The sequence below is a fragment of the Rhodopirellula sp. P2 genome (assembly GCF_028768465.1).
Classification (GTDB): Bacteria; Planctomycetota; Planctomycetia; order Pirellulales; family Pirellulaceae; genus Rhodopirellula.
The window spans coordinates 2,892,720-2,911,549 of record NZ_CP118225.1 but is presented as its reverse complement, the minus strand read 5'-3'; the positions used below and the strand labels follow the sequence as shown (position 1 = coordinate 2,911,549).

Sequence of the window (18,830 nt, the reverse complement as noted above, 5' to 3'; positions counted from 1 at the left end):
CGTCAGCCCCGGTTCTGCTTGGAAACCGTGGCGAACGCCAAACGGCTCACACACCCGGAAACTCCTACGTGCCACAGCGGGACAGTCCGCCGCCCTCTACTGTTGTTGGTAACGCGGGCGGCCAACTTCTTACAAAACTTTTCCGACGAAAATGCGAATCGGTCGGAGTGACACTGCTATTTCACAAACTCGGATGGCAATTCGTACTGGCCGTCCGATGCCAAACGTGTCGTGATCAGGATCGCAGACTTGTCCGGTTTCACCACCCACACCAATGCCTGCTTGGGATCGTCCGGTCCCGTCGCGGTTCGGTCCGGGTTGGCACCCAGCACCAAATCCGTCAGCACTGTCCGCAGCGGAACATCACTTTTTGCAAAGTCGCGGATCTGTTGGTTCTGGGTGATCCCCATTTTCTGCAAGTCGCCCCCGATGATCTCGATCGGTGGCAGTTGGTTGCCCTCGGGGAGATCGCGATTGAACTCTTCCGCGATCGTGTCGACCGCGAACTGCAACGACTCTTGATCGAAACTGACGGACATCTTCCGGTCCAGCATGTCATCGATCGACAACTTCGTTTCGTTGGATGCCATCGCCTCCGAGACAGGTTCAGTCGTCGTGTTGGTTGCCAGCAACGTCGCCAATGTCAATTGCGGCAATGCCAGCGGAGGCAGGTAAGCGTTCCAAACAAGTTTGCGGTCCACCCGGCCGGTTCGCACGTTCTCTTGCGCAAACGCCCACATCGACGGCAGCCTCGCGGCAAGCAAACGCCAGGACGGATCGATGTCCCGCGTGACCAAGAAGTCTTCCGCCCAGCGCGGTGCGTTGTGGAGTTGTTCGCGAAGCGGGGTGGCCAACTCGGTGGGGTCGACTCCGGGGGCCGTCGCCAAGCGAACTTCCACGTACGACCCGGCCTCCTCGGTCGCCGCAATGCGAATCAGAATGCCACCGCAATCGGCCAACAGGTTTTGTCGAATCCAAGGAATCAACGCTGGCGAGCTTGCCTCCATCCATTGCCTCGCATCGCTGACCAAAAAGTTCGGCTGGGTCAGGAACGCGATCGCATCGTTGGGGCGAGCGGACTGCCAAAGATCTTCCAGCAATCGCGGCAACACCACGGGTGCCCCTCCCATCTCAGCGACCTCGCCAATTCGTGCAATGGAACCAACGGCAAACGCATCGACCAAGTCATCCGCTGCTTCGGCGGGACGCCCCTGAGACATTGGGAAGTAAGCCAGTGCATCACGCGTGTCACCGGCATAAATGGTTTCGCCGCTGGCACCGCGTGCGGCCGAGACATCCCAAACATCCAACAACGATTCCAAAGACAGCGGCTCACTCAAGCGAACCGCGGCGGAAACTTCCGGGACGCCTTCTGACCCAGGGAACCAAGCCAGAGCGACGTGCGAGATCGATTCCGATGGCACGCCTGACCACTGGTTCAGTGATTCCAACCAGCCCTGTGTTTCGGGCCCAAACATTTCCAACAAACCGAGTTGACGCAAACGTTGCCAATCCATCGTGACCACCGCAGCGGGCCCCGGCGGCAGCAATCCAGTGGCGCGACTGGTCTGAGCCCCATCGATTTGCAAGTCTGGTGGAGCCCAAAGCATTTGCTCACTGTCGACCACTTCGATGCCCGACGGGGCAGGGCGTCGAACAGGCGCAGTCCGTTGCCGCTCCTCACTCGAAAGCTCGGTGTCGCTGGAAACCCGCGGGATAAATTGTGGGACTGGAGGACGAACTCGCTTGGCAACCTGTTGCGAGCTCTTGTCTCGCGTTGCCAAAATCACGACCAACACCAACACAGGAATGCACAACGCGTAGATCCCGTACCAAGCCTTTTGATTGCGTCGTTTTCTTCGTCGGCGAGTTGGAACCACAGCCGCAGCCACAGCCGGTTCGCTCGGCTGGTTCGGCTTCGCTTCGCCAGGATCTTTCGCCACGGGACGAACGCTGTCGTTCGCGGCGGCCTTCGACTCCGACACGGACTCTGTCTTCTTGGCAGGCTTTTCCTCAGAAGGTTGAGCCTGCTCAGGTTCAGCTGGCTTCGTTGGAACGGCGGCCGGCTGGGGCTTCTCGACCTGCTTGGGTTCTTCGACCTGCTGGGGTTCCTCGGGCTGCCTCGACTCCTTTGGCGAACTCGACTCCTCGGAGCGTTTGATTTCGGCTGTCGGTTTCAAGTCCGTCGGGCGTTTGGGTTGAGCCGCTTGCTTTGGCTTGGCGGGCCCCGGAGTGCTTGTCGTTGCCGCCCGTTTCGACTCCGTCGGCTGAGTCACTGGCTCGACGTCCTTGGCTGGTTTCGGTTCATCCGCAACGGCTTGCTCCACCTTGGGCGTCACCGCCGCGGGAGTGGCCGATGCAGCAACGCCCAATGCTTGCGAGAATTGTTCCACGCTCGCGAATCGGGCGTTGGGATCGATCGCCAACGCGGCTGCTAAGACTCGGCACAACGGATCGCCGGAGGCACCTTGTTCGACCGCGGTGGTCAATTCAATCGGCAACGCGTTCCGAGTTTGACCGTTGAAGGCTGGGCGACCATATCGCAGTTCAAACCCCAAACATCCCAACGCGAAAATGTCATCGCTGATGTTTGCCACGTGACCGCTCGCGTTCGCGAGTCTCTCGGGAGACCAGTGAGCCCGACTCTCGGGCAGCGACTCCAACCAGCCTTCGTGATTGACAGTGACGTCTTGGGTGGAAAAGTTTGTCAACGTGGCGAACGGATCGCGAAGCAGACACCAGGGGTCAGATTCGCTGACCCAAACCCGATCAAAATGAATCCCGCCGTGAACCAATCCCTTGGCGTGCATCGCGATCGCTGCGTCACAAAGGGAGCTCAGTCCCGCCACGGTTTGCTGGACCGAGCCCGGTTTTCCTGGCGCGCGGAGGCAATGCCCGGAGGGCAAAGGACTGAACAAACCAGCAAAATCGCGACGGCTGCCAAGCGGGTCGCCGAGTGGACCGTTCCGCACGGGAATGATCTCGATCGGCTGCAACGCAGGATGCGTCAGTTCAGCGTGGGCACGAAGATTGGCAGCCGCCTCCGCCGGCAAACCGGCGGGATCAATTTGCCGCAGCCACCCCGCGATTGGCTTCTCGCCGTTTTGCGCGGAGTCGCAAATCACCGACAACCAGTGTGAAAACGGAAAGGGAGCCGTTTTCTCTGCCGCAACCAGCGTCAACGGTGCAATCCGCAGAACGGGCGTGTTTGGGAAATCCGCTTCCCAGGTCGCGTGCTTCAGCACTCGCGAAAGAGGATATTTCTCGACGCGGCGGGTTTTGACCAACCAAGAGGCCAGCGAAGCGGGGTTGGAGGGCGGTTTTCCCCCGTGATCGTTCGCGAAATCGGCCGCCCAGATTGGTGGGACGGAGGCGTCGGCGAGTCCGCTTTGGACCATCCGTTTCCAAAAATCAACAAGTTGCAGCGGCATGGCGACGAGAAGAAGGTACGGCAGACCGGTTCAACCGGCATCACATAGAACTTTGACCTAGTTTATTCTGTCTGACACGTCGACACCGGATACCTTTTCGACGAATGTTCTTCGTCCCGTTGTTTTTCCTGATTCGCAACCTTGTAGAACCCCACCGTTGCCTTGAATATCGTCTACCTGACGACCGAAGCCGTCCCATTCGCGAAAACCGGTGGGTTAGCCGACGTCTGCGGCACGTTGCCCAAAGTGGTTGCTGCCCAGGGCCACCGCTGTGCGGTCATCATGCCCGCTTTTTCTTCCATCGAACGGTCCCTGCAACCGATCGAGACAACTGACATCAGCTTTGCCGTTCCAATGTCGGACCAAAAGCTGATCGGTTGCCGGCTGCTGAAAAGCCACCTGCCCAAGGATCCCAACGACCCGGAGGACTCGGCGGAGGTTCCGGTTTACTTCATCGACCAACCGCAATACTTCCGACGTCCGTCGCTGTATGGCGATGCCAACGGTGACTACCCCGACAACGCCGAGCGTTTCATCTTTTATTGCCGCGCGGCGATCATCGCGATGTCGCGACTCGGTTGGCCCGTGGATTTGGTGCACTGCAACGACTGGCAGTCCGCTCTGGTCCCGGCATTGCTGCGGGCAGCGTCCGACAACGCGTCCAAGTCACCCACCATCGCCACGATGCTGTCGATCCACAACATGGCCTACCAAGGCAACTTTGGATTCGACGCGTTCCCCTGGACCGGGTTGAGCTGGGACCATTTCCGACCGGAATCGTTTGAGTACTACAACCAACTCAACTTCCTCAAAACCGGAGTGGTGACGTCGGATGTGATTTCGACGGTCAGTCCCACATACGCCCTCGAGATTCAAACCCCGCAGTACGGATGCGGATTGGATTCGATTCTTCGCGGCATCCCGCAACCGGTGGAGGGAATCATCAATGGAATCGACACCAACATTTGGAATCCCCAAACCGACCCGCATCTCAGTCGCAACTACAGCGTCACGGATTGGGCCGACGCCAAAATCGACAACAAACTCGCGTTGCAGGCTGAGGTGGGTCTGCCGCAGGATCCTGATGTTCCGTTGATGGGTCTGATCGGTCGCTTGGCTGATCAAAAGGGGTGGGACTTGATCCTTCCTGTGCTGCGTGAACACCTTGCCCAATCGCGTCCCACCCAGTGGGTCGTGCTCGGCAGCGGCGACCCCAAAATCGAAGCACAGTTGCGTGAACTGGCGGAAGAACACAAGGATCAGTTGGCCGCCTACATCGGCTTCAGCGATGCACTGGCGCATCGCATTGAGGCCTCCAGTGACATCTTCATCATGCCCAGCCACTACGAGCCCTGCGGACTGAACCAACTCTATAGCCTTCGCTATGGAACGCCCTGCGTTGTCACCAGCACTGGCGGGTTGGCCGACACGATCGTGGACGCGACCCCTGCGAACGTGGCTGCGAATCGCGCCACCGGCTTCCATCTCAACGACAACAGTGCCGAGGCTCTTGACCACGCGATCAACCGGGCACTGCAGCTTCGATATCACTCGCCTGAAAAATGGAAAAATCTGGTTGAATTCGGGATGCGGCAAGATTGGACATGGAGGAAAAGTGCAGACCAATACATTCAGCTTTATGCCCGCACAATTTCCCTAAATCGACGAAGACGATCCTCCAACTGACTCGCAACCGCCGTTTTCCCTCCAGGAAGGGGGAAATGGGGATGCATCTCGGTTCGAGACTGCTACATTGCTGGGGAAGCAACTTGAGCGGGGAGTGGAAACCACTCTACCTTCGGCCCCAAGATCATGAGTCGAATCGATGAAGACACAACAGTCAGGAGTCCACATCGATCCGCGCCGAACTGCTTTGAACGAAACCGCTCGAACCTCGGACCATGCACCACCTGCTGAGCAGAGCTGCGTGGAAACGCAGAGCGTCTCTGATCTTCATACCGAACGAGACAACCCCGGCTCAATTCGCAACCGTTCCGCCGCAGCCGAATCTGAGAAAGCCGGCACGTCGGAACTCGCAGAATCGTTGGTGGACCGCTTGGTCGACGCCGAAATTCTAGAGCAACCTCGCCAGGACGGTGCTCACGTTGACTTTCCCAACGAGTCACACGTTCAAACCGGTCGTTCACGACAGGATCCGATTTCGGGCAGTTGGACGATCTTTGCTCCCGGTCGCGCTCGTCGCCCCGATCAGTTCCGATCGCATCGTCCCAAGCCGGACGCGTCGATGGATTGCCCATTCTGCCATGGCAACGAAAAACTAACACCGGCGTCCGTTTGGTCCGCCAAGTTGTCGGAGGACGAAGAAGCCGTTCCTCAGTCAGCCGATTGGACCGTTCGTGTGGTTCCCAATCTGTTCCCGGCGATCAAACCGGAATGCAAGGTTGAAGTTCAGCCCAACCAGGAAGACAGCGAAAATGAGACTCGCCTCTCTCGCTTGGCTCAATCCTTGTTCGTGGAAGAGATCGCCTCGGGTGGCCACGAAGTCATCATCGAAGCCGCTCGTCACACTCGTTCGCTCAGCGAACTGAATTTGGCTGAGATCGCGCTCGCATTCTCCGCCTACGCGGCCCGAATGCGTCATTGGCGACAACAACCCGGCATTCAGTTCATCAGCTTGTTCAAGAACGTTGGCCGCGACGCAGGAGCCTCCCTGCAACACAGCCACAGCCAACTGATCGCATCGAATCACCTGCCACAATCGGTTTGCGAAGTCAACCATCGCATGCGATCGCACTTTGCCCGGTACGGACGCTGCTTGCAGTGCGATGTCTTGCAGGCCGAACTGGAACGCAAAGAACGGATCATTCATCAATCCAATTCGCTCGTGGCTTACTGCCCTCACGCCAGCCGGTTCCCGTACTTGATCCGCATCACCTCGCGAGAACACGTGGGTTGCTTTGAAGACCTGTCGGTCTCGATGAATGAAGAAGTGGCCCGCTTGGTCCTGCGAAGTGTTCGCTGGCTGGAAGCGGTGATCCCCGGTGTCGCCTACAACATGATGATCCACACCGCCCCACCCGGAAACCAGTGCGATGCCGAAACGCATCACTGGAGCCTGGAGCTGGCACCGCGGATTGGTCGTTTGGCTGGCTATGAATTGAGTTCCGGTGGGATGATCAACACGGTCTACCCCGAAGCCGCCGCCGACGAATTTCGTTCGCAGGCTCGCCGTAGCGACCCACGTCACGCGTTGCGATAAGCGATCGCATGGGGCCTCTTCACTGGGTTGCTGCCCAGGCAGACAACGCTTGACGTTTGCTCCCCAAACGGATCCCGCTTGAGATATGATGTGGCCTCCATTGCCACCCATCTTGTCCACTGACTCAAGCTTGATCTGTCATGAAAAAACGCTGCTTTGTCGCTGCTGCGTTCGCATTCGCGGTTTGTCTTCTTCCAACTCTGACCGCGATTCACGCCGCGGATCACCTCGTGTTCGAGCCCGCCGAAGGCCAGGCCAACGGCAAACACATCGTCCTGATCTCGGGCGATGAAGAATATCGAACCGAAGAATCCTGCCCGATGCTCGGGAAAATCCTTAGTCAAACCCACGGCTTCAAGTGCACGGTGCTGTTCGCCATCGACAAGGAAACCGGCGGCATCAACCCGTACCAGATCGACAACATCCCCGGCACGGAAGCACTCAACGACGCTGACCTGATGATTCTGGCAACGCGTTGGCGAGTTCTTCCGGACGATCAGCTCGATCCAATCTTGAAATTCATCAACGCGGGCAAGCCAATCATCGCCTATCGCACCGCCACCCATGCTTTTAAAAGCGGTCACTACGGCGACTACGACTGGGCGAACTTTGGAATCAATGTCGTCGGCGAGAACTGGCATTCGCACCATGGCAAACACAAAGTCGAAGGCGGCCGCGCGGTGATTGTGGAAGACAACGCCAACCATCCGATCTTGAACGACGTTGCCGACATCTACACCCCCTCAGACATCTACGGCGTCGTCCACCTTGATGAGTCCGCCGCCACGGTCTTGCTGCGAGGCATGGTCATCCAACACCTCGATGCCGCCGCGCCTCCGGTTGACGCGAAAAACGATCCGATGATGCCGTTGGCTTGGTTGAAACCGTACCAGGCTCCCTCCGGAAAAACCGGTCAATGCGTGGCCACCACCGCCGGTGCCGCCGTCGACTTTCGCAGCGAAGACCTGCGTCGTCTGATCGTCAACGCGAGTTACTTTCTCACCGGTATGGACGTCCCGAAATCGGCCGACGTTTCGTTCGTCGATCCTTTTGTGCCCTCGTTCTACGGTTTCGAAACCAGCGACTTGTACCGCAATCGGGACCTCCGCGTCGAAGAGTTTGAACTCGGTTCGTCCGCGACCGTCTTCACTCCCAAAGGCACGTTTGCTCCGGTCACGAACTGAGTGAATCCACCCGGCTCCCGCCAAGCAACGAATTGGCTCACGGGATGAAACCCAATCATTCCGGCGTACTTGTTTGAATGCGTCGGGCTGGACTGCGAAATCGTTGGGGTTGTGGTGGCGATCCGTTGACGCAAGTTTTCATCCCAGTAGGGATGCAAGATAGTAGCCGTCGGTAAGCGATAACGCCACCGACGGACATGCAACCCCCACGCCGCCACTCTCCATCCCGCCGTGGCCATTGGCCACGGCGGGATGGAGAGTTTTATGGGAGCTCGGTTTCCCGGGGATACGCAGAAGGGTTTTCGCGATATCGTGCGCATTGCTCAACTCTGAAGGTGCGTCGAGATGCACTTCCCCCTTCGGAAGTTCAGGTTTACCCGATTTTTTTGTGGCAAAAGACCAGAAAATGCCAACTGATTTTGAACGCCAGCTCTGTGTAACCGTTCACCAGAACCGTTGTAGACGCGGGTTTTAGGGTATTGGGTTTATTTTGCTTCCCAATGGAGAAACCCCATGACTCGATCCGAAACCGCGAATCTTTGGACGGAGCGTTTGCAACGATTTGAGCAAGCTCAGATGACGGTCGCTCAATTCTGTGCCGCCGAAGGTGTTTCGCAGCCTTCTTTCTACAACTGGAAACGCAAGCTACGTTCGCCACGGGATCCGGAAGTCCCCGCCGTTACCAAGTTCGTGCCCGTCTCGTTTCAAGCCACACCGGATCGCACCTCTGCCATGGCGAATCAAGCGAGCGCGACAATTGAACTTCCCGGTGGTATCCGTATTCGCGTCGAAGTGCCGACTGATTCTCAGCCGAACCCATCGCGGACGAATCAGCCATGATCGGATTGCCCGATTACAAAGTTCCAGGGGGCACGCCGATCTATCTGTGCACCGACCCGGTCGACTTTCGAAAAGGCTTTGATGGCCTGACCGGAATCGTCACCACCTCGTTGGGCAAGAACGTCACCGATGGTTCGCTGTTTCTGTTTGTCAATCGAAAGCGAGACCGTATCAAAGCCCTCTGGTGGGAGACAGGTGGATTGACCTTGTGGTACAGACGGCTCGAGCAGGGAACCGTCGAGCTGCCAAAGCCTCCAATTGATCAATCGCATCTCACAATCGATTCGGTCGAGCTCGCGATGTGGATCGCTGGCGTGTCACTGAAATCGGCCAAGACAAGACGCAAGCGAATGAAAGTTGCTTGATGGGAACACTTTGCATCCAGGGTGCGTTTCGTATAATTGCGCACCATGGATGCGAAGCGATCAACGAACGTTCAACCGCCCAATGACATCGAGTCGTGTCACCGCATAATCGCAAGCCTAAAATCACAAGTCGAAGAGCAAGCCCACTCGGTACTCGAGCTGAAGAGCCACAATGACAAGCTCGAGGAAAAGAACATCGACCTCCAGCTGAAGGTCGAAAAACTGCTTCAGCAACTCTTTGGCAGGCGGAGTGAACGCCGTGTCGACGGCGACGGGCAGCTGTTTCTGGACCTCGGCGATGAAGCGACTCCTGAAGTGGTCAGTGCACTGGAAGAAGCCATTCGGGAAGCGGAACAGGTCACCCAAGACGCTGAGGAAGAAAAACAGAAACGACGCCGCAAGCCGCCCGCTAAGAATGATCGCAAGTTCCCCGAGCACCTGCCGCGAATTGAGCGGATCGTTGACCTTCCCGAAGCTCGACGTGAGGGATTGAAGCTGATCGGCTATGACGAGGTCGAAACGCTCGAGTGGATTCGGCCGAAACTTCGTGTTCGCGTCAACAAGTACGCCAAGTACGTTCAGCCAATTGAAAAGAATCGTGTCGAAGAAGGGCCGGCCATTATCAGCCCCGAGCGCCCTACCGGACTGGTCGCAGGGGATCGCTTCGACGCTTCGATCGGTGTCGAAGTCATCGCTTGGAAGTACTTCTATCACCTGCCGTTCTACCGTCAGCAAGACCTGTTCGCCGGCAGCGGCTGGACGCCCAGTCGTAGCACGCTGGCGAATATTGAAACCTCCGTCGAGTTCGCGCTACGCCCACTGGCCGAACACTTGCGGTCGTTTCTCAAGACAGATGCTTGCGTGGGCTGTGATGACACAGGCGTGGTGCTGATCACGCCCAAAGTGATGCCCGACTTATCGAATCATCCACGCGCAGACCGAGTTGTCGAAGTGCTTGAAAAGGCCATCGCCTCTGGCAAGCCAAGCATCCAAGCGAACTTCTGGGGCTACTACGCATCGCGTCTTCCGGTGGTCGGGTTCGACTTCACGGTCAGTCGTCACCGTGACGGCCCCGATGATGTGCTGGCGGATTACGAAGGAACGCTGATCGGCGACTGCTGGTCAGGCTTTCAAAAGATCGATGTGCGCAGCGACTCGCGAATCAAGTTCGCAGCGTGCTGGGCGCATGCGCGTCGCAAGATTGACGAGTGCCGCAGTGCGTTCCCGATCCAAGTGGCGAAGCTGGAATCACTGATCCGGATGCTTTACGACATCGAGGATCAAATCAAGACTCTCGATGACGCGGAGCGACTGTCGCGAAGGCAAAGCCTCTCGCGTCACGTACTGGGCTTGATCGACGAATACCTGCAAAGCGAAACAATGAGTTCGCCCAAGGTGCTTCCCAAAAGCAATCTTGGCCAAGCGGCAGCGTACGTGCGTCGACACTGGGCGGCACTGAATCGGTTCACCGAAGACGCTCGCGTTCCGATCGACAACAACGACTGCGAACAGTTGATGAAGCGAGTGGCGACAGGCCGCAAGAACTGGTTGTTCAAAGGCTCGCTGTCGGCAGGTGAGCGAGCGGCGAACTTGATGACGATTATCGGGACAGCGATTCGCAATGAATTGGACGTTCACGCCTATCTGGATGATGTGCTACGCCGAGCCCTGGCTGGCGAAACCGACTGGTCAGCGCTGAGCCCACCTGCCTGGAGAGACTCGCACCCGGAATCCATCTGCGACTACCGGCAAGACGAACGTCGACAAGCAGCCGACCGCAAGCGAGTCCGACGCGCCCGCCGCCGACGCCTCAAAAAATAGCCGTCAACCCACCAGGTCGAATGGTCCCGGTGAACGGTTACAGCTCTGTAACCGTTCACCAGAACCATTCCGGGTTGCCCGGTTGACTATTTCTTGAGACGTCGGCGGCGAGCGCGGCGGACTCGCTTGCGGTCGGCCGCTTGGCGACGCTCGTCCTGGCGGTACGTTCGGATCGATTCGCAGTGATCTAACTTCCAAACGTGAGGCGCCATCGAAGCCCAGTCGGTTTCACCAGCCAAGGTCCGTCGCAGCACATCTTCCAAGTAGGCATGCACGTCCAAGTCATTGCGCACCGCACTGACGATGACTGTCATCAAGTTCGCCGCTCGCTCCCCAGCGGCAAGCGAGCCTTTGAATAGCCAGTTCTTTCTGCCCGTCGCAACGCGTTTCATCAACTGTTCGCAGTCGTTGTTGTCGATCGGGATGCTGATATCTTCGGTGAAGCGACCCAGTGCCTTCCAGTGCCGACGCACATAGCCAGCCGCGGCAGCTAGGTTGCTCTTGGGAAGCACCGCCGGACTGCTCAACTGATCGCTCGATAGGTAGTCCTCGATCAGGCCAAGCACGTGTCGCGATACCTCTTGCCGACGTGCAAGGGCCTCCGTCTCGGGTAAACCTTTGATCTGGTCTTCGACGTCATACAGCATCCCGATCAACGATTCCAGCTTTGCAACCTGAAGCGGGAATGCACCGCGGCACTCGTCGATCTTGCGGCGCGCATGGGCCCAGCACGCGGCGAACTGAATTCGCTCGTCGCTTCGAACATCGATCTTTTGAAAGCCCGACCAACAGTCTCCAATTAAAGTTCCTTTGTAATCGCCCAGCACGTCATCCGGCCCGTCACGGTGACGACTGACCGTGAAGTCGAACGCCACCACCGGCAACCTCGAAGCATAGTAGCCCCAGAAGTTCGCTTTGATGCTCGGCTTACCTTTTCGAATCGCATCTTCAAAGACTTCGGCGATCCGATCACCGCGAGGATGGTTCGACAAGTCAGGCATCGCCGCCGGAGTGATCAGCACCACGCCTGTATCGTCACAGCCGATACAGGTATCGGTCTTCAAGAAGCTTCGCAGGTAATCGGCCAGCGGCTGCAGGGCGAACTCGACCTGGGTTTCGAGATTGCAAAGCGTCGAGCGACTGGGCGTCCAACCGCTGCCGGCGAACATGTCTTGCTGGCGATAGAACGGCATGTGAAAGAAGTACTTCTGAGCGACCACTTCGACGGCGACGGAGACATCGAAGCGGTCGCCTTCAACCAACCCGGTCGGACGCTCGGGACTGATGATTCCAGGCTTTTTGTCGGGGTTCGATGGATCAGCAGGCACCGCATACTTGGCGTACTTGACGACTTCAACGCGAAGCTCGGCTCGCTTCCAGGCAAGTCGCTCGACTTCGTCATAGCCGATCAGTTTGAGGCCGGCTCGCTGGTCTTCGGGCAGATCGACAATGCGTTCACTGCGAGGCAGATGTTCGGGAAATTTTCGATCCGTTTTGCGAGGCGGTTTGGGCTTGCCGTTCTTTTCTTCGTTGTCACGGACGATCTGTTCGGCCTCGCGGATCGCTTCTTCGATCGCACTGACGACCTCCGGCGTGGCTTCTTCACCGAGGTCCAGGAACAACTGTCCTTCGCTATCGACTCGACGTTCGCTCTTGCGGCCAAAGAGTTGTCGCAGCAACTTCTCGACCTTCAGGTTCAGTTCGGCGTTTTCTTCGCTGAGTTTGTCATTGACCGCTTTGACTTCCAGCACCGAATGAGCCTGCTCGGTGAGCTGCTTGTCCTTTCGCTCCAGTGCAGCTGCCTGTTCTTCGACTTGCTTTCGCAGCGATGCGATCAACGCGGCAGCGGAATCGGGATCGTCTCGAAGTGCTTTGGCATCCATGATGGCGACATTATAGAAACTGCTTTCAAACGCCCAAGACGCATGAGCGCAAAAAGAAGCGGCATGACCAAGATTCCTTCGTCATGCCGCGTGGTGAGCGGGTCGCTAGAAAAACGTGTTCACGCCGCCATCCGTTTTCGCCTGACCCGGGCCGAAGCCAAATCGACGCCCCCGAGCCACATCGCCAGCTCGACAGCGTCGATCGTGACGTGGGTTTGATCACTGCCCGCTTTGGGCAGCTCGACGGTCCCTTGCTCCAGACGGCGATACCAGAGCGTCAGTCCTCCGGTCTCCCACCACAGGGCTTTGATGCGATCGCGCTTTCGATTGACAAACAGGAACAACGAACCGCTGGTGACGCTTTGGCCGAGCTGCGAGGTGACGATGCCGGTCAGCCCGTCGAAGCCTTTGCGGAAGTCCACCGGCGTGGTGCACAGGAAGATCGGAGATCCCTGAGGTAGTCCGGTCATGGCCGCCCCGCTTCGCATGCATCCGAGCCGAGTACTTCGACCTCGATTGAGACACCACCGGGCAACTGCACCGTTGTTCGAACGTTCGTCTTTGGCGGCGGTGCCTGCTGGCCTTGCGAATCGACGATGCGAACAGGGATCAGGGCGGGTGTCGGGCCGGAATCGGGCGGCGAAGCAGGACCAGCGGCTTTGGCAGGTCCAAGCAACTTGCGTCGCCAGTGATAGTAAGATGGCTGCGAAACGCCTTCGGCAGCACAGAACTGAGCAACAGTCATCTCGGACTGGCTAAACCGCTGCAAACGTTCGGCCCATCGTTGAGCTGCTTGGGAGTGTGTCATGGGTTCTCTCCGCGAAAGGGAAGCGAAACAAAACCCACCAAGCTAAACCTCGCGCCTACAACGGTTCTGGTGAACGGTTACCCAGCTCTTGATGCGACACTTGAATTGGTCGCAGGCTTGGTATCGAAACACGCTGGGCAGATTGTCCACATTTTAATTTACAAAACTAGAACCGTATACCTATCGGGCTCGCCGACCTTTGGCCTTCTATCGAGAGCAACCGCAGGGCATGCGAGCGACCGCTTCACTAGAAGAATTACTTGACCACTTTGCTTTTAACCGATTCAATTGCCCCTACGTTTTCGTTGTCGTCAGAGACCATCTTGATGAGCGGCCTCCAGGCGGTCCACCGATCAACGGCGGAGTCAACAACGGTGGCGGCGTGATTCAGTTGGGCAGGCAAAAATTGACAGAGGATCGGCGATTCCAAAGCCCCCTGCGTCACGAACTCGGCCACGGTTTTGGGCTCGTGCATCCGAACCTGTATGGAGAGTCGCTGTCTGATAGCGATTCAGTGATGTCGTACAACGAAAGCCACTTCACGAATCGATTCAGGGAAGCCTTGCGGATTCCACGCCTGTCTTGCGAAGATATCCGGGCACTCGTCGCAAATGACCGCGTCTTTCAAGACTTGAACGCTACGGCGGTGGAGGAGCTGTGCGGTAACATTGGGAACCGAAAGAAGTTGAAGACGTTGCCTCCGATGCGGAAGCTTGGTGGCATGGGTTATGAGGTTCGCGTAACGGCAGACGTAAATTCAGAATATGAAACACAGGCATCAAACGTTGTTCTGACATCAATCTTGCCCGATTTTGCCAGCGACACACCGGATGAAATCTGGTTCGACTCAAATTCGATGTGGCAGTCAACTCAAGTCTCAAACGGTTGGATCACTCTTAATATCGAATTCCCGCTTCCAACACCCCTGGATCAGATCAACATCTATTCTCGACACAGTGGAGAATATCACGCGGTGACCTCCGCGCATGTGCTCCGTAACTCTGGTGCTTCTTATGAGCAGGTGTGTTCCGAAAGCAACCTAAAACCGACGCAAAGCTAACGTTTGATGACGCCGCAGCAGCGGCTTGGCGGCTCAAGCTGAAACCAGGTAGCTCCGGAAAAGTCGTGATCCGTGGCATCCGATTCTTTTGTGACGAAACGGAGCTGTACCAGCAATCAATTATTGACCAGGCGATGGTCAAACGCCGAAACTTCCTCATTCGCATGCCTAACGCGTGATCCCGATAGAGATTCCAGCGCTGGTTGTTCCATCAGAACCGGCCGACACCCCTCCGGTTACATGCACCGAATCGCCTCGGGGTTTACCACCCAAGAACCCGCCTGCCCCCACTAGCCAGCCACCCCCACGCCAATCAACTCGGACTCGTTACGTCATCGCTGACGGCCTCTGGCGGCGCGGCAAACTTTCGATACCAAACGCGAAGCGTGGTAACGTCAATGCCCAGCGAATCAAACGCGGCTTTGAACGAGTAACCTTGCTTGACAGTCAGATAGACGGAGTTCTGCATGCACTCCGTGTCGAACGCGCGTCGTCTCCGTTTCTTTTTTCTCACATGAGTGGTCTCCGGAAGGGAATTCGAAAAATCCCTCTGGAGTCTGCCAGTCATGGGCTAACGTAGTCTGAGAGTTGAGTCAAAACTCCTCACAGGCAGTGGTCGAATTCTGGATGATTTTTTCGTTGAACACAGTGCTCACATCGCTTGCGCAAATCATGTTGTTGTTTTCGTCCCAGTGGTACGAGCAAAAATTAAAGTCTCCACAATCCAACTCTTCATAGTGAAGGTCAGTGAATTCATAGATTTCTTCCGGCTGAACCCGGTTCCCAGTCAGCGGCCAACTCTCTGAGATCCAGTGATAAAAGTTCCCATCATCTATACCTTCATGATATTCCGCCCCACCACAATTTCCTCCCTCATCAACAAAGCATGAGGTTTCTTGATCTTCATATCCGCAATATAATTCAATCTTCACCAAGCATTCACCAGATGCCCGACAAGTTAGAAAAAGAGGCTCTTCCGCCGAATCAGTGGGTGGAAGCGTTTTGGGACGTGGTTGAAATGGGGGCCGTGCGTCGACCTCGGCTCGGGCTCAGCAGAATGGGGCCGCCCCTCCCGCCTCGCCTTCGCATCGACCTGGGCCGGGCCAGTGTCAGGCCGATGCGAAGGCGAGGCGGAAGGGGCTCCAGCAATTACGTCACAAAAAAGAAGATGCATCTTGCCGGACACTGAGCTATTGATGTTGTTGCAACACTTCAGCAACATCCCAGGACCGACAAGATGCAGCTCAAAACTATCCTCAACCGAGCCGAAAAGCAAAAGGGGTTTGTCTACACAAGCATCCGTTGGAGCGAGGACAACCAAGCGATCTGGATCAGCATCAAGCCACACGCGCGAAGTCGCCCTGTTTGCAGCGGCTGCGGAAAGAAACGCCCCGGATACGACACCCGAGGAGAAAGGCGGTTCGAGTTTGTGCCGCTGTGGGGTTTCCCGGTGTTCTTTCTTTACGCGATGAGGCGAGTTGCCTGCCCCGCCTGTGGCGTGGTGATCGAGAAAGTTCCTTGGGCTGATGGAAAGCATCGCAGCACTTACAGCTATCGAATTTTTCTCGCCGCTTGGGCCAAGCGACTGAGTTGGAAGGAAACCGCGTTGATCTTTGGCACCAGCTGGGACACGGTCTACCGGGCGATTGACTGGGTGGTTCGTTGGGGACTGATTCACCGGGAAATCGGCCCGGTCGAAGCAATTGGCGTCGATGAGATTGCCTACCGTCGAGGACACAAGTACCTGACGCTGGTCTACCAGATTGATGCCGACTGCCGACGGTTGCTTTACGTCGCTCGGGATCGAACCGAGGAAAGTCTGCGTGGTTTTTTCAATGCCGTTCCAGAGACATCGATTCAGAGCTTGAAGTTCATTTGCACTGACATGTGGCGTCAGTACATGAACGTGATCGCCGAGAAGGCCGCCGATGCGGTTCACATCTTGGACCGATACCACGTGATGAAGAAGTTCGGCGATGCACTCAACAAGGTTCGGGTTGAGGAGGCCCGGCAGTTGAAAGCGGATGGCTATGAAGAGGTGCTCAAAGGGTCTCGATGGTGCCTTCTAAAACGCCCAGAGAATCTGACGGACAAGCAAACGGTCAAGCTTGATGATCTCCTGCAATACAACCTGAAGAGCATCAAAGCTTATCTGATGCGAGAAGACTTCCAACGGTTCTGGAGCTACCAAAGTCCGGCCTGGGCAGGCAGGTTTCTCGATCAATGGTGTACTCGAGCGATGCATTCGAAAATCGAACCGATGAAGGGCATGGCACGCACACTACGCAGGCACCGAACGCTACTGTTGAACTGGTTTCTCGCTCGTGGTGAAATCTCCAACGGTAGCGTCGAGGGCATGAACACCAAAGCCAAACTGGCGTTGAGAAAGGCCTACGGTTTCAAATCGTATAAAACGATCGAAATCGCCCTGTATCACCAGCTAGGAAAGCTCCCTGAGCCAAATCAAACCCACCGATTCTGCTGACGAGGCGAAAAAGAACCAAGCAAAAAAACGTCAAGCTAACCTTACTCATCTTCAATCTCCAGAAACGGGTCAACTGAGAACGACTTTGCCAGCACATCGACCCAATCACTGGCATCAACGTCAAAATGTGGGACATCAAAGTCCCATTGAATCTCGATGGCACCGACGTACTTCGGCCCGTTCCCAGGGAGTGACGTCGCGCCATGGATTGTCTTTGGAAGGTAATGGTCCTCCGCCACTTCTCCCCATTCTGTCACGGTGCTGGCACCATCAAACTCCGCTCCATTTTTAAGTACGCAACGCAGGTCCCACTGAACGACATGCGGTGTCGGCCTTCGATCAAATCGGAACAAGGTGATTTTGTCCTTCACCAATCCAGTTCCTGGATCCTTATAAATGAGTTCGAAATGTTTGCCATCTTTAAAGTTCTCTAAGTACTTCGCCGAACGGCGGTAGTGCCAGCCTTTCGCAGTGGAAACCGGACCGCGGATGGCGCTGATCGGTCTCATCGAATGTGAAATAGGATCAAAGGAGGGGATCGGAAACGGGTCTTTCTTGTCCTCGTCCTTTGCGGCTGGTGCCAACCGATAACGTGAACCATAAAGAAAATGGTCCTCGCCATTGCTCGAGAGCTTCACCTTCCAGAACGGCAATCTTTGGACCGTCGCATACCCGACTATCTTCTGTCCCTTCTCGTTGACCGCACGGAGATACAGGTAACTCAAATCCGTGACGCTACCGCGGTGATCTTCGACTAGTTTGATGGTTGCTGCAAACGCATGGGCACCTCGGCTTTCATCAATCGTCCGCATGCCTGCGAACAACGTCTCTAATTTCTCATTGGGGAAGGGTACCTCTTGCGCTTGCGCGTGACCAAGTAGTGAAGTCATGAAAACTAGGATATATTTCAACATCACCAAATCTCACTTCAGGTTAAAGGAAATTGACTGTGCCCCTATCACCAACGTTGCCCGTCCTGGGTCGATCTCGCGTTCAAGGTTAACCTTCATCAACGATGTGTTGCCGCTCCGTGGCTCGACTTCGATCGAGACTTTTGTCGCCGCGTCGGTTTGCAACGTCGCTGGAGCTTCAATATCCTTCCAAGTTCCACGCAACGGCAACGTAAATGTCTTGTCCCGCAGGAATGCAAACCCGATAAGTGGCTCTAGGAAATGAGGGTCGACGACCCTGCCTCCAGGAACACACTGACGCGCCCGCGCTCACTAGGTTTTATGACAAGTGAATCGTAGACACCTCCAGAGCATCCGCAACTTGCGGTTAACTTTTTGAAGACCATGTCATGTGACCAAGTATTTCGAATCAACAGATCAATTGTCGGTTTTTCACCGACCCAAAATTCTCCAAAGTCAATTTTGTTGCCAGTGTCGGTTAAATCGAGTTCGATCTCCTTCCGATCAGTTGCATTTTTTTTTCAGAGGCTCACTTCCAAATGTTTTTACACACCCTGCAATCAGTAACACGAGTACGGATAAATGCAAGCACGTTGGAAGATGCCGATTTGACGTATGAGCTCTCGCTGTCATCTGTTTTCTCCCCGTTTAAATTCCATGAACTAATTGGAACTGCTTACGTGTTTCAATGCCAAGACTGACTGTTGGCTTGAGCGAGCATACCCCCCCCATGGTTCGTGCCAATGAACCACAAGGTGGGCACCGTCTGTTTTTCTTGAGCCCCTGCTTTACATTCAGGCTTGATGGTGCCTTTCGTTTTTT

General features: G+C 56.2%; 16 protein-coding genes. 8 read left to right on the top strand and 8 right to left on the bottom strand.

Translation table 11 applies throughout. The features are described 5' to 3' along the window. Positions 1-176: 176 nt before the first annotated feature. The gene (locus PSR62_RS10295; RefSeq protein ID WP_274407669.1) at positions 177-3,398 is read right to left on the bottom strand and encodes a serine/threonine protein kinase; all 3,222 of its coding nucleotides are present in this window, start codon (positions 3,396-3,398) and stop codon (positions 177-179) included. A gap of 195 nt (positions 3,399-3,593) precedes the next feature. Between PSR62_RS10295 and glgA the strand changes: the two genes are divergently transcribed. From glgA to tnpC, 6 genes are all read left to right on the top strand, one after another. Continuing rightward, a complete protein-coding gene (gene glgA / locus PSR62_RS10290; protein WP_274407668.1) occupies positions 3,594-5,117 on the top strand; it encodes a glycogen synthase GlgA in 1,524 nt (507 codons plus the stop codon). Positions 5,118-5,256: 139 nt separating this feature from the next. Further along, positions 5,257-6,651, top strand: coding sequence for a galactose-1-phosphate uridylyltransferase (locus PSR62_RS10285; RefSeq protein ID WP_274407667.1), 1,395 nt, complete (start codon positions 5,257-5,259; stop codon positions 6,649-6,651). Between the two features lie 140 nt (positions 6,652-6,791). Beyond that, positions 6,792-7,835, top strand: coding sequence for a ThuA domain-containing protein (locus PSR62_RS10280; RefSeq protein ID WP_274407666.1), 1,044 nt, complete (start codon positions 6,792-6,794; stop codon positions 7,833-7,835). 513 nt (positions 7,836-8,348) lie between these two features. After that, a complete protein-coding gene (gene tnpA, locus PSR62_RS10275) occupies positions 8,349-8,675 on the top strand; it encodes an IS66 family insertion sequence element accessory protein TnpA (protein ID WP_274406169.1) in 327 nt (108 codons plus the stop codon). Then, positions 8,672-9,040 carry an IS66 family insertion sequence element accessory protein TnpB gene (tnpB, locus tag PSR62_RS10270; RefSeq protein WP_274406168.1) on the top strand — a complete coding sequence of 123 codons (369 nt, stop codon included), beginning with the start codon at positions 8,672-8,674 and terminating at the stop codon, positions 9,038-9,040. The genes tnpA (PSR62_RS10275) and tnpB (PSR62_RS10270) overlap by 4 nt, the downstream gene beginning before the upstream one ends. A 45-nt stretch (positions 9,041-9,085) precedes the next feature. After that, entirely contained in the window at positions 9,086-10,861 is a 1,776-nt protein-coding gene (gene tnpC, locus PSR62_RS10265; RefSeq protein WP_274406167.1) for an IS66 family transposase, read from the top strand. A gap of 86 nt (positions 10,862-10,947) precedes the next feature. On the opposite strand, the gene PSR62_RS10260 is transcribed toward tnpC, so the two are convergent. The 3 genes from PSR62_RS10260 to tnpA (PSR62_RS10250) form a co-directional block, all read right to left on the bottom strand. Continuing rightward, a complete protein-coding gene (locus PSR62_RS10260) occupies positions 10,948-12,744 on the bottom strand; it encodes an IS66 family transposase (protein ID WP_274405784.1) in 1,797 nt (598 codons plus the stop codon). A gap of 119 nt (positions 12,745-12,863) precedes the next feature. Then, positions 12,864-13,214, bottom strand: coding sequence for an IS66 family insertion sequence element accessory protein TnpB (gene tnpB / locus PSR62_RS10255; RefSeq protein WP_274408167.1), 351 nt, complete (start codon positions 13,212-13,214; stop codon positions 12,864-12,866). Continuing rightward, on the bottom strand, positions 13,211-13,552 hold the full coding sequence (gene tnpA, locus PSR62_RS10250; RefSeq protein WP_274405783.1) for an IS66 family insertion sequence element accessory protein TnpA: 342 nt from the start codon (positions 13,550-13,552) through the stop codon (positions 13,211-13,213). The genes tnpB (PSR62_RS10255) and tnpA (PSR62_RS10250) overlap by 4 nt, the downstream gene beginning before the upstream one ends. A gap of 229 nt (positions 13,553-13,781) precedes the next feature. On the opposite strand from tnpA (PSR62_RS10250), the gene PSR62_RS10245 reads away from it, so the two are divergent. Continuing rightward, a complete protein-coding gene (locus PSR62_RS10245) occupies positions 13,782-14,612 on the top strand; it encodes a hypothetical protein (protein WP_274407665.1) in 831 nt (276 codons plus the stop codon). A 313-nt stretch (positions 14,613-14,925) separates the two neighbouring features. Here the strand turns inward: PSR62_RS10245 and PSR62_RS10240 are convergent, their stop codons facing one another. Beyond that, the gene (locus PSR62_RS10240) at positions 14,926-15,081 is read right to left on the bottom strand and encodes a hypothetical protein (protein WP_274407664.1); all 156 of its coding nucleotides are present in this window, start codon (positions 15,079-15,081) and stop codon (positions 14,926-14,928) included. Positions 15,082-15,205: 124 nt separating this feature from the next. Beyond that, entirely contained in the window at positions 15,206-15,544 is a 339-nt protein-coding gene (locus PSR62_RS10235) for a hypothetical protein (protein WP_274407663.1), read from the bottom strand. Between the two features lie 305 nt (positions 15,545-15,849). Between PSR62_RS10235 and PSR62_RS10230 the strand changes: the two genes are divergently transcribed. Further along, complete coding sequence (locus tag PSR62_RS10230; RefSeq protein WP_274405530.1) at positions 15,850-17,097, top strand: ISL3 family transposase; 1,248 nt, start codon at positions 15,850-15,852, stop codon at positions 17,095-17,097. 41 nt (positions 17,098-17,138) lie between these two features. On the opposite strand, the gene PSR62_RS10225 is transcribed toward PSR62_RS10230, so the two are convergent. Then, entirely contained in the window at positions 17,139-17,987 is an 849-nt protein-coding gene (locus PSR62_RS10225) for a hypothetical protein (RefSeq protein ID WP_274407662.1), read from the bottom strand. Positions 17,988-18,262: 275 nt separating this feature from the next. Next, positions 18,263-18,469: a DUF1573 domain-containing protein gene (locus PSR62_RS25720; RefSeq protein WP_443217421.1), complete on the bottom strand. Its 207-nt coding sequence runs from the start codon at positions 18,467-18,469 to the stop codon at positions 18,263-18,265. Positions 18,470-18,830: the final 361 nt, after the last annotated feature.

Bases quoted from the DNA above. Each gene is read 5' to 3' on its own strand.
- PSR62_RS10295 (WP_274407669.1), bottom strand. From the start codon at position 3,398: ATGGTCCAAAGCGGACTCGCCGACGCCTCCGTCCCACCAATCTGGGCG.
- PSR62_RS10285 (WP_274407667.1), top strand. From the start codon at position 5,257: ATGAAGACACAACAGTCAGGAGTCCACATCGATCCGCGCCGAACTGCT.
- PSR62_RS10280 (WP_274407666.1), top strand. From the start codon at position 6,792: ATGAAAAAACGCTGCTTTGTCGCTGCTGCGTTCGCATTCGCGGTTTGT.
- tnpA (WP_274406169.1), top strand. From the start codon at position 8,349: ATGACTCGATCCGAAACCGCGAATCTTTGGACGGAGCGTTTGCAACGA.
- tnpB (WP_274406168.1), top strand. From the start codon at position 8,672: ATGATCGGATTGCCCGATTACAAAGTTCCAGGGGGCACGCCGATCTAT.
- tnpC (WP_274406167.1), top strand. From the start codon at position 9,086: ATGGATGCGAAGCGATCAACGAACGTTCAACCGCCCAATGACATCGAG.
- PSR62_RS10260 (WP_274405784.1), bottom strand. From the start codon at position 12,744: ATGGATGCCAAAGCACTTCGAGACGATCCCGATTCCGCTGCCGCGTTG.
- tnpB (WP_274408167.1), bottom strand. From the start codon at position 13,214: ATGACCGGACTACCTCAGGGATCTCCGATCTTCCTGTGCACCACGCCG.
- tnpA (WP_274405783.1), bottom strand. From the start codon at position 13,552: ATGACACACTCCCAAGCAGCTCAACGATGGGCCGAACGTTTGCAGCGG.
- PSR62_RS10245 (WP_274407665.1), top strand. From the start codon at position 13,782: ATGCGAGCGACCGCTTCACTAGAAGAATTACTTGACCACTTTGCTTTT.
- PSR62_RS10240 (WP_274407664.1), bottom strand. From the start codon at position 15,081: ATGCAGAACTCCGTCTATCTGACTGTCAAGCAAGGTTACTCGTTCAAA.
- PSR62_RS10230 (WP_274405530.1), top strand. From the start codon at position 15,850: ATGCAGCTCAAAACTATCCTCAACCGAGCCGAAAAGCAAAAGGGGTTT.
- PSR62_RS10225 (WP_274407662.1), bottom strand. From the start codon at position 17,987: ATGACTTCACTACTTGGTCACGCGCAAGCGCAAGAGGTACCCTTCCCC.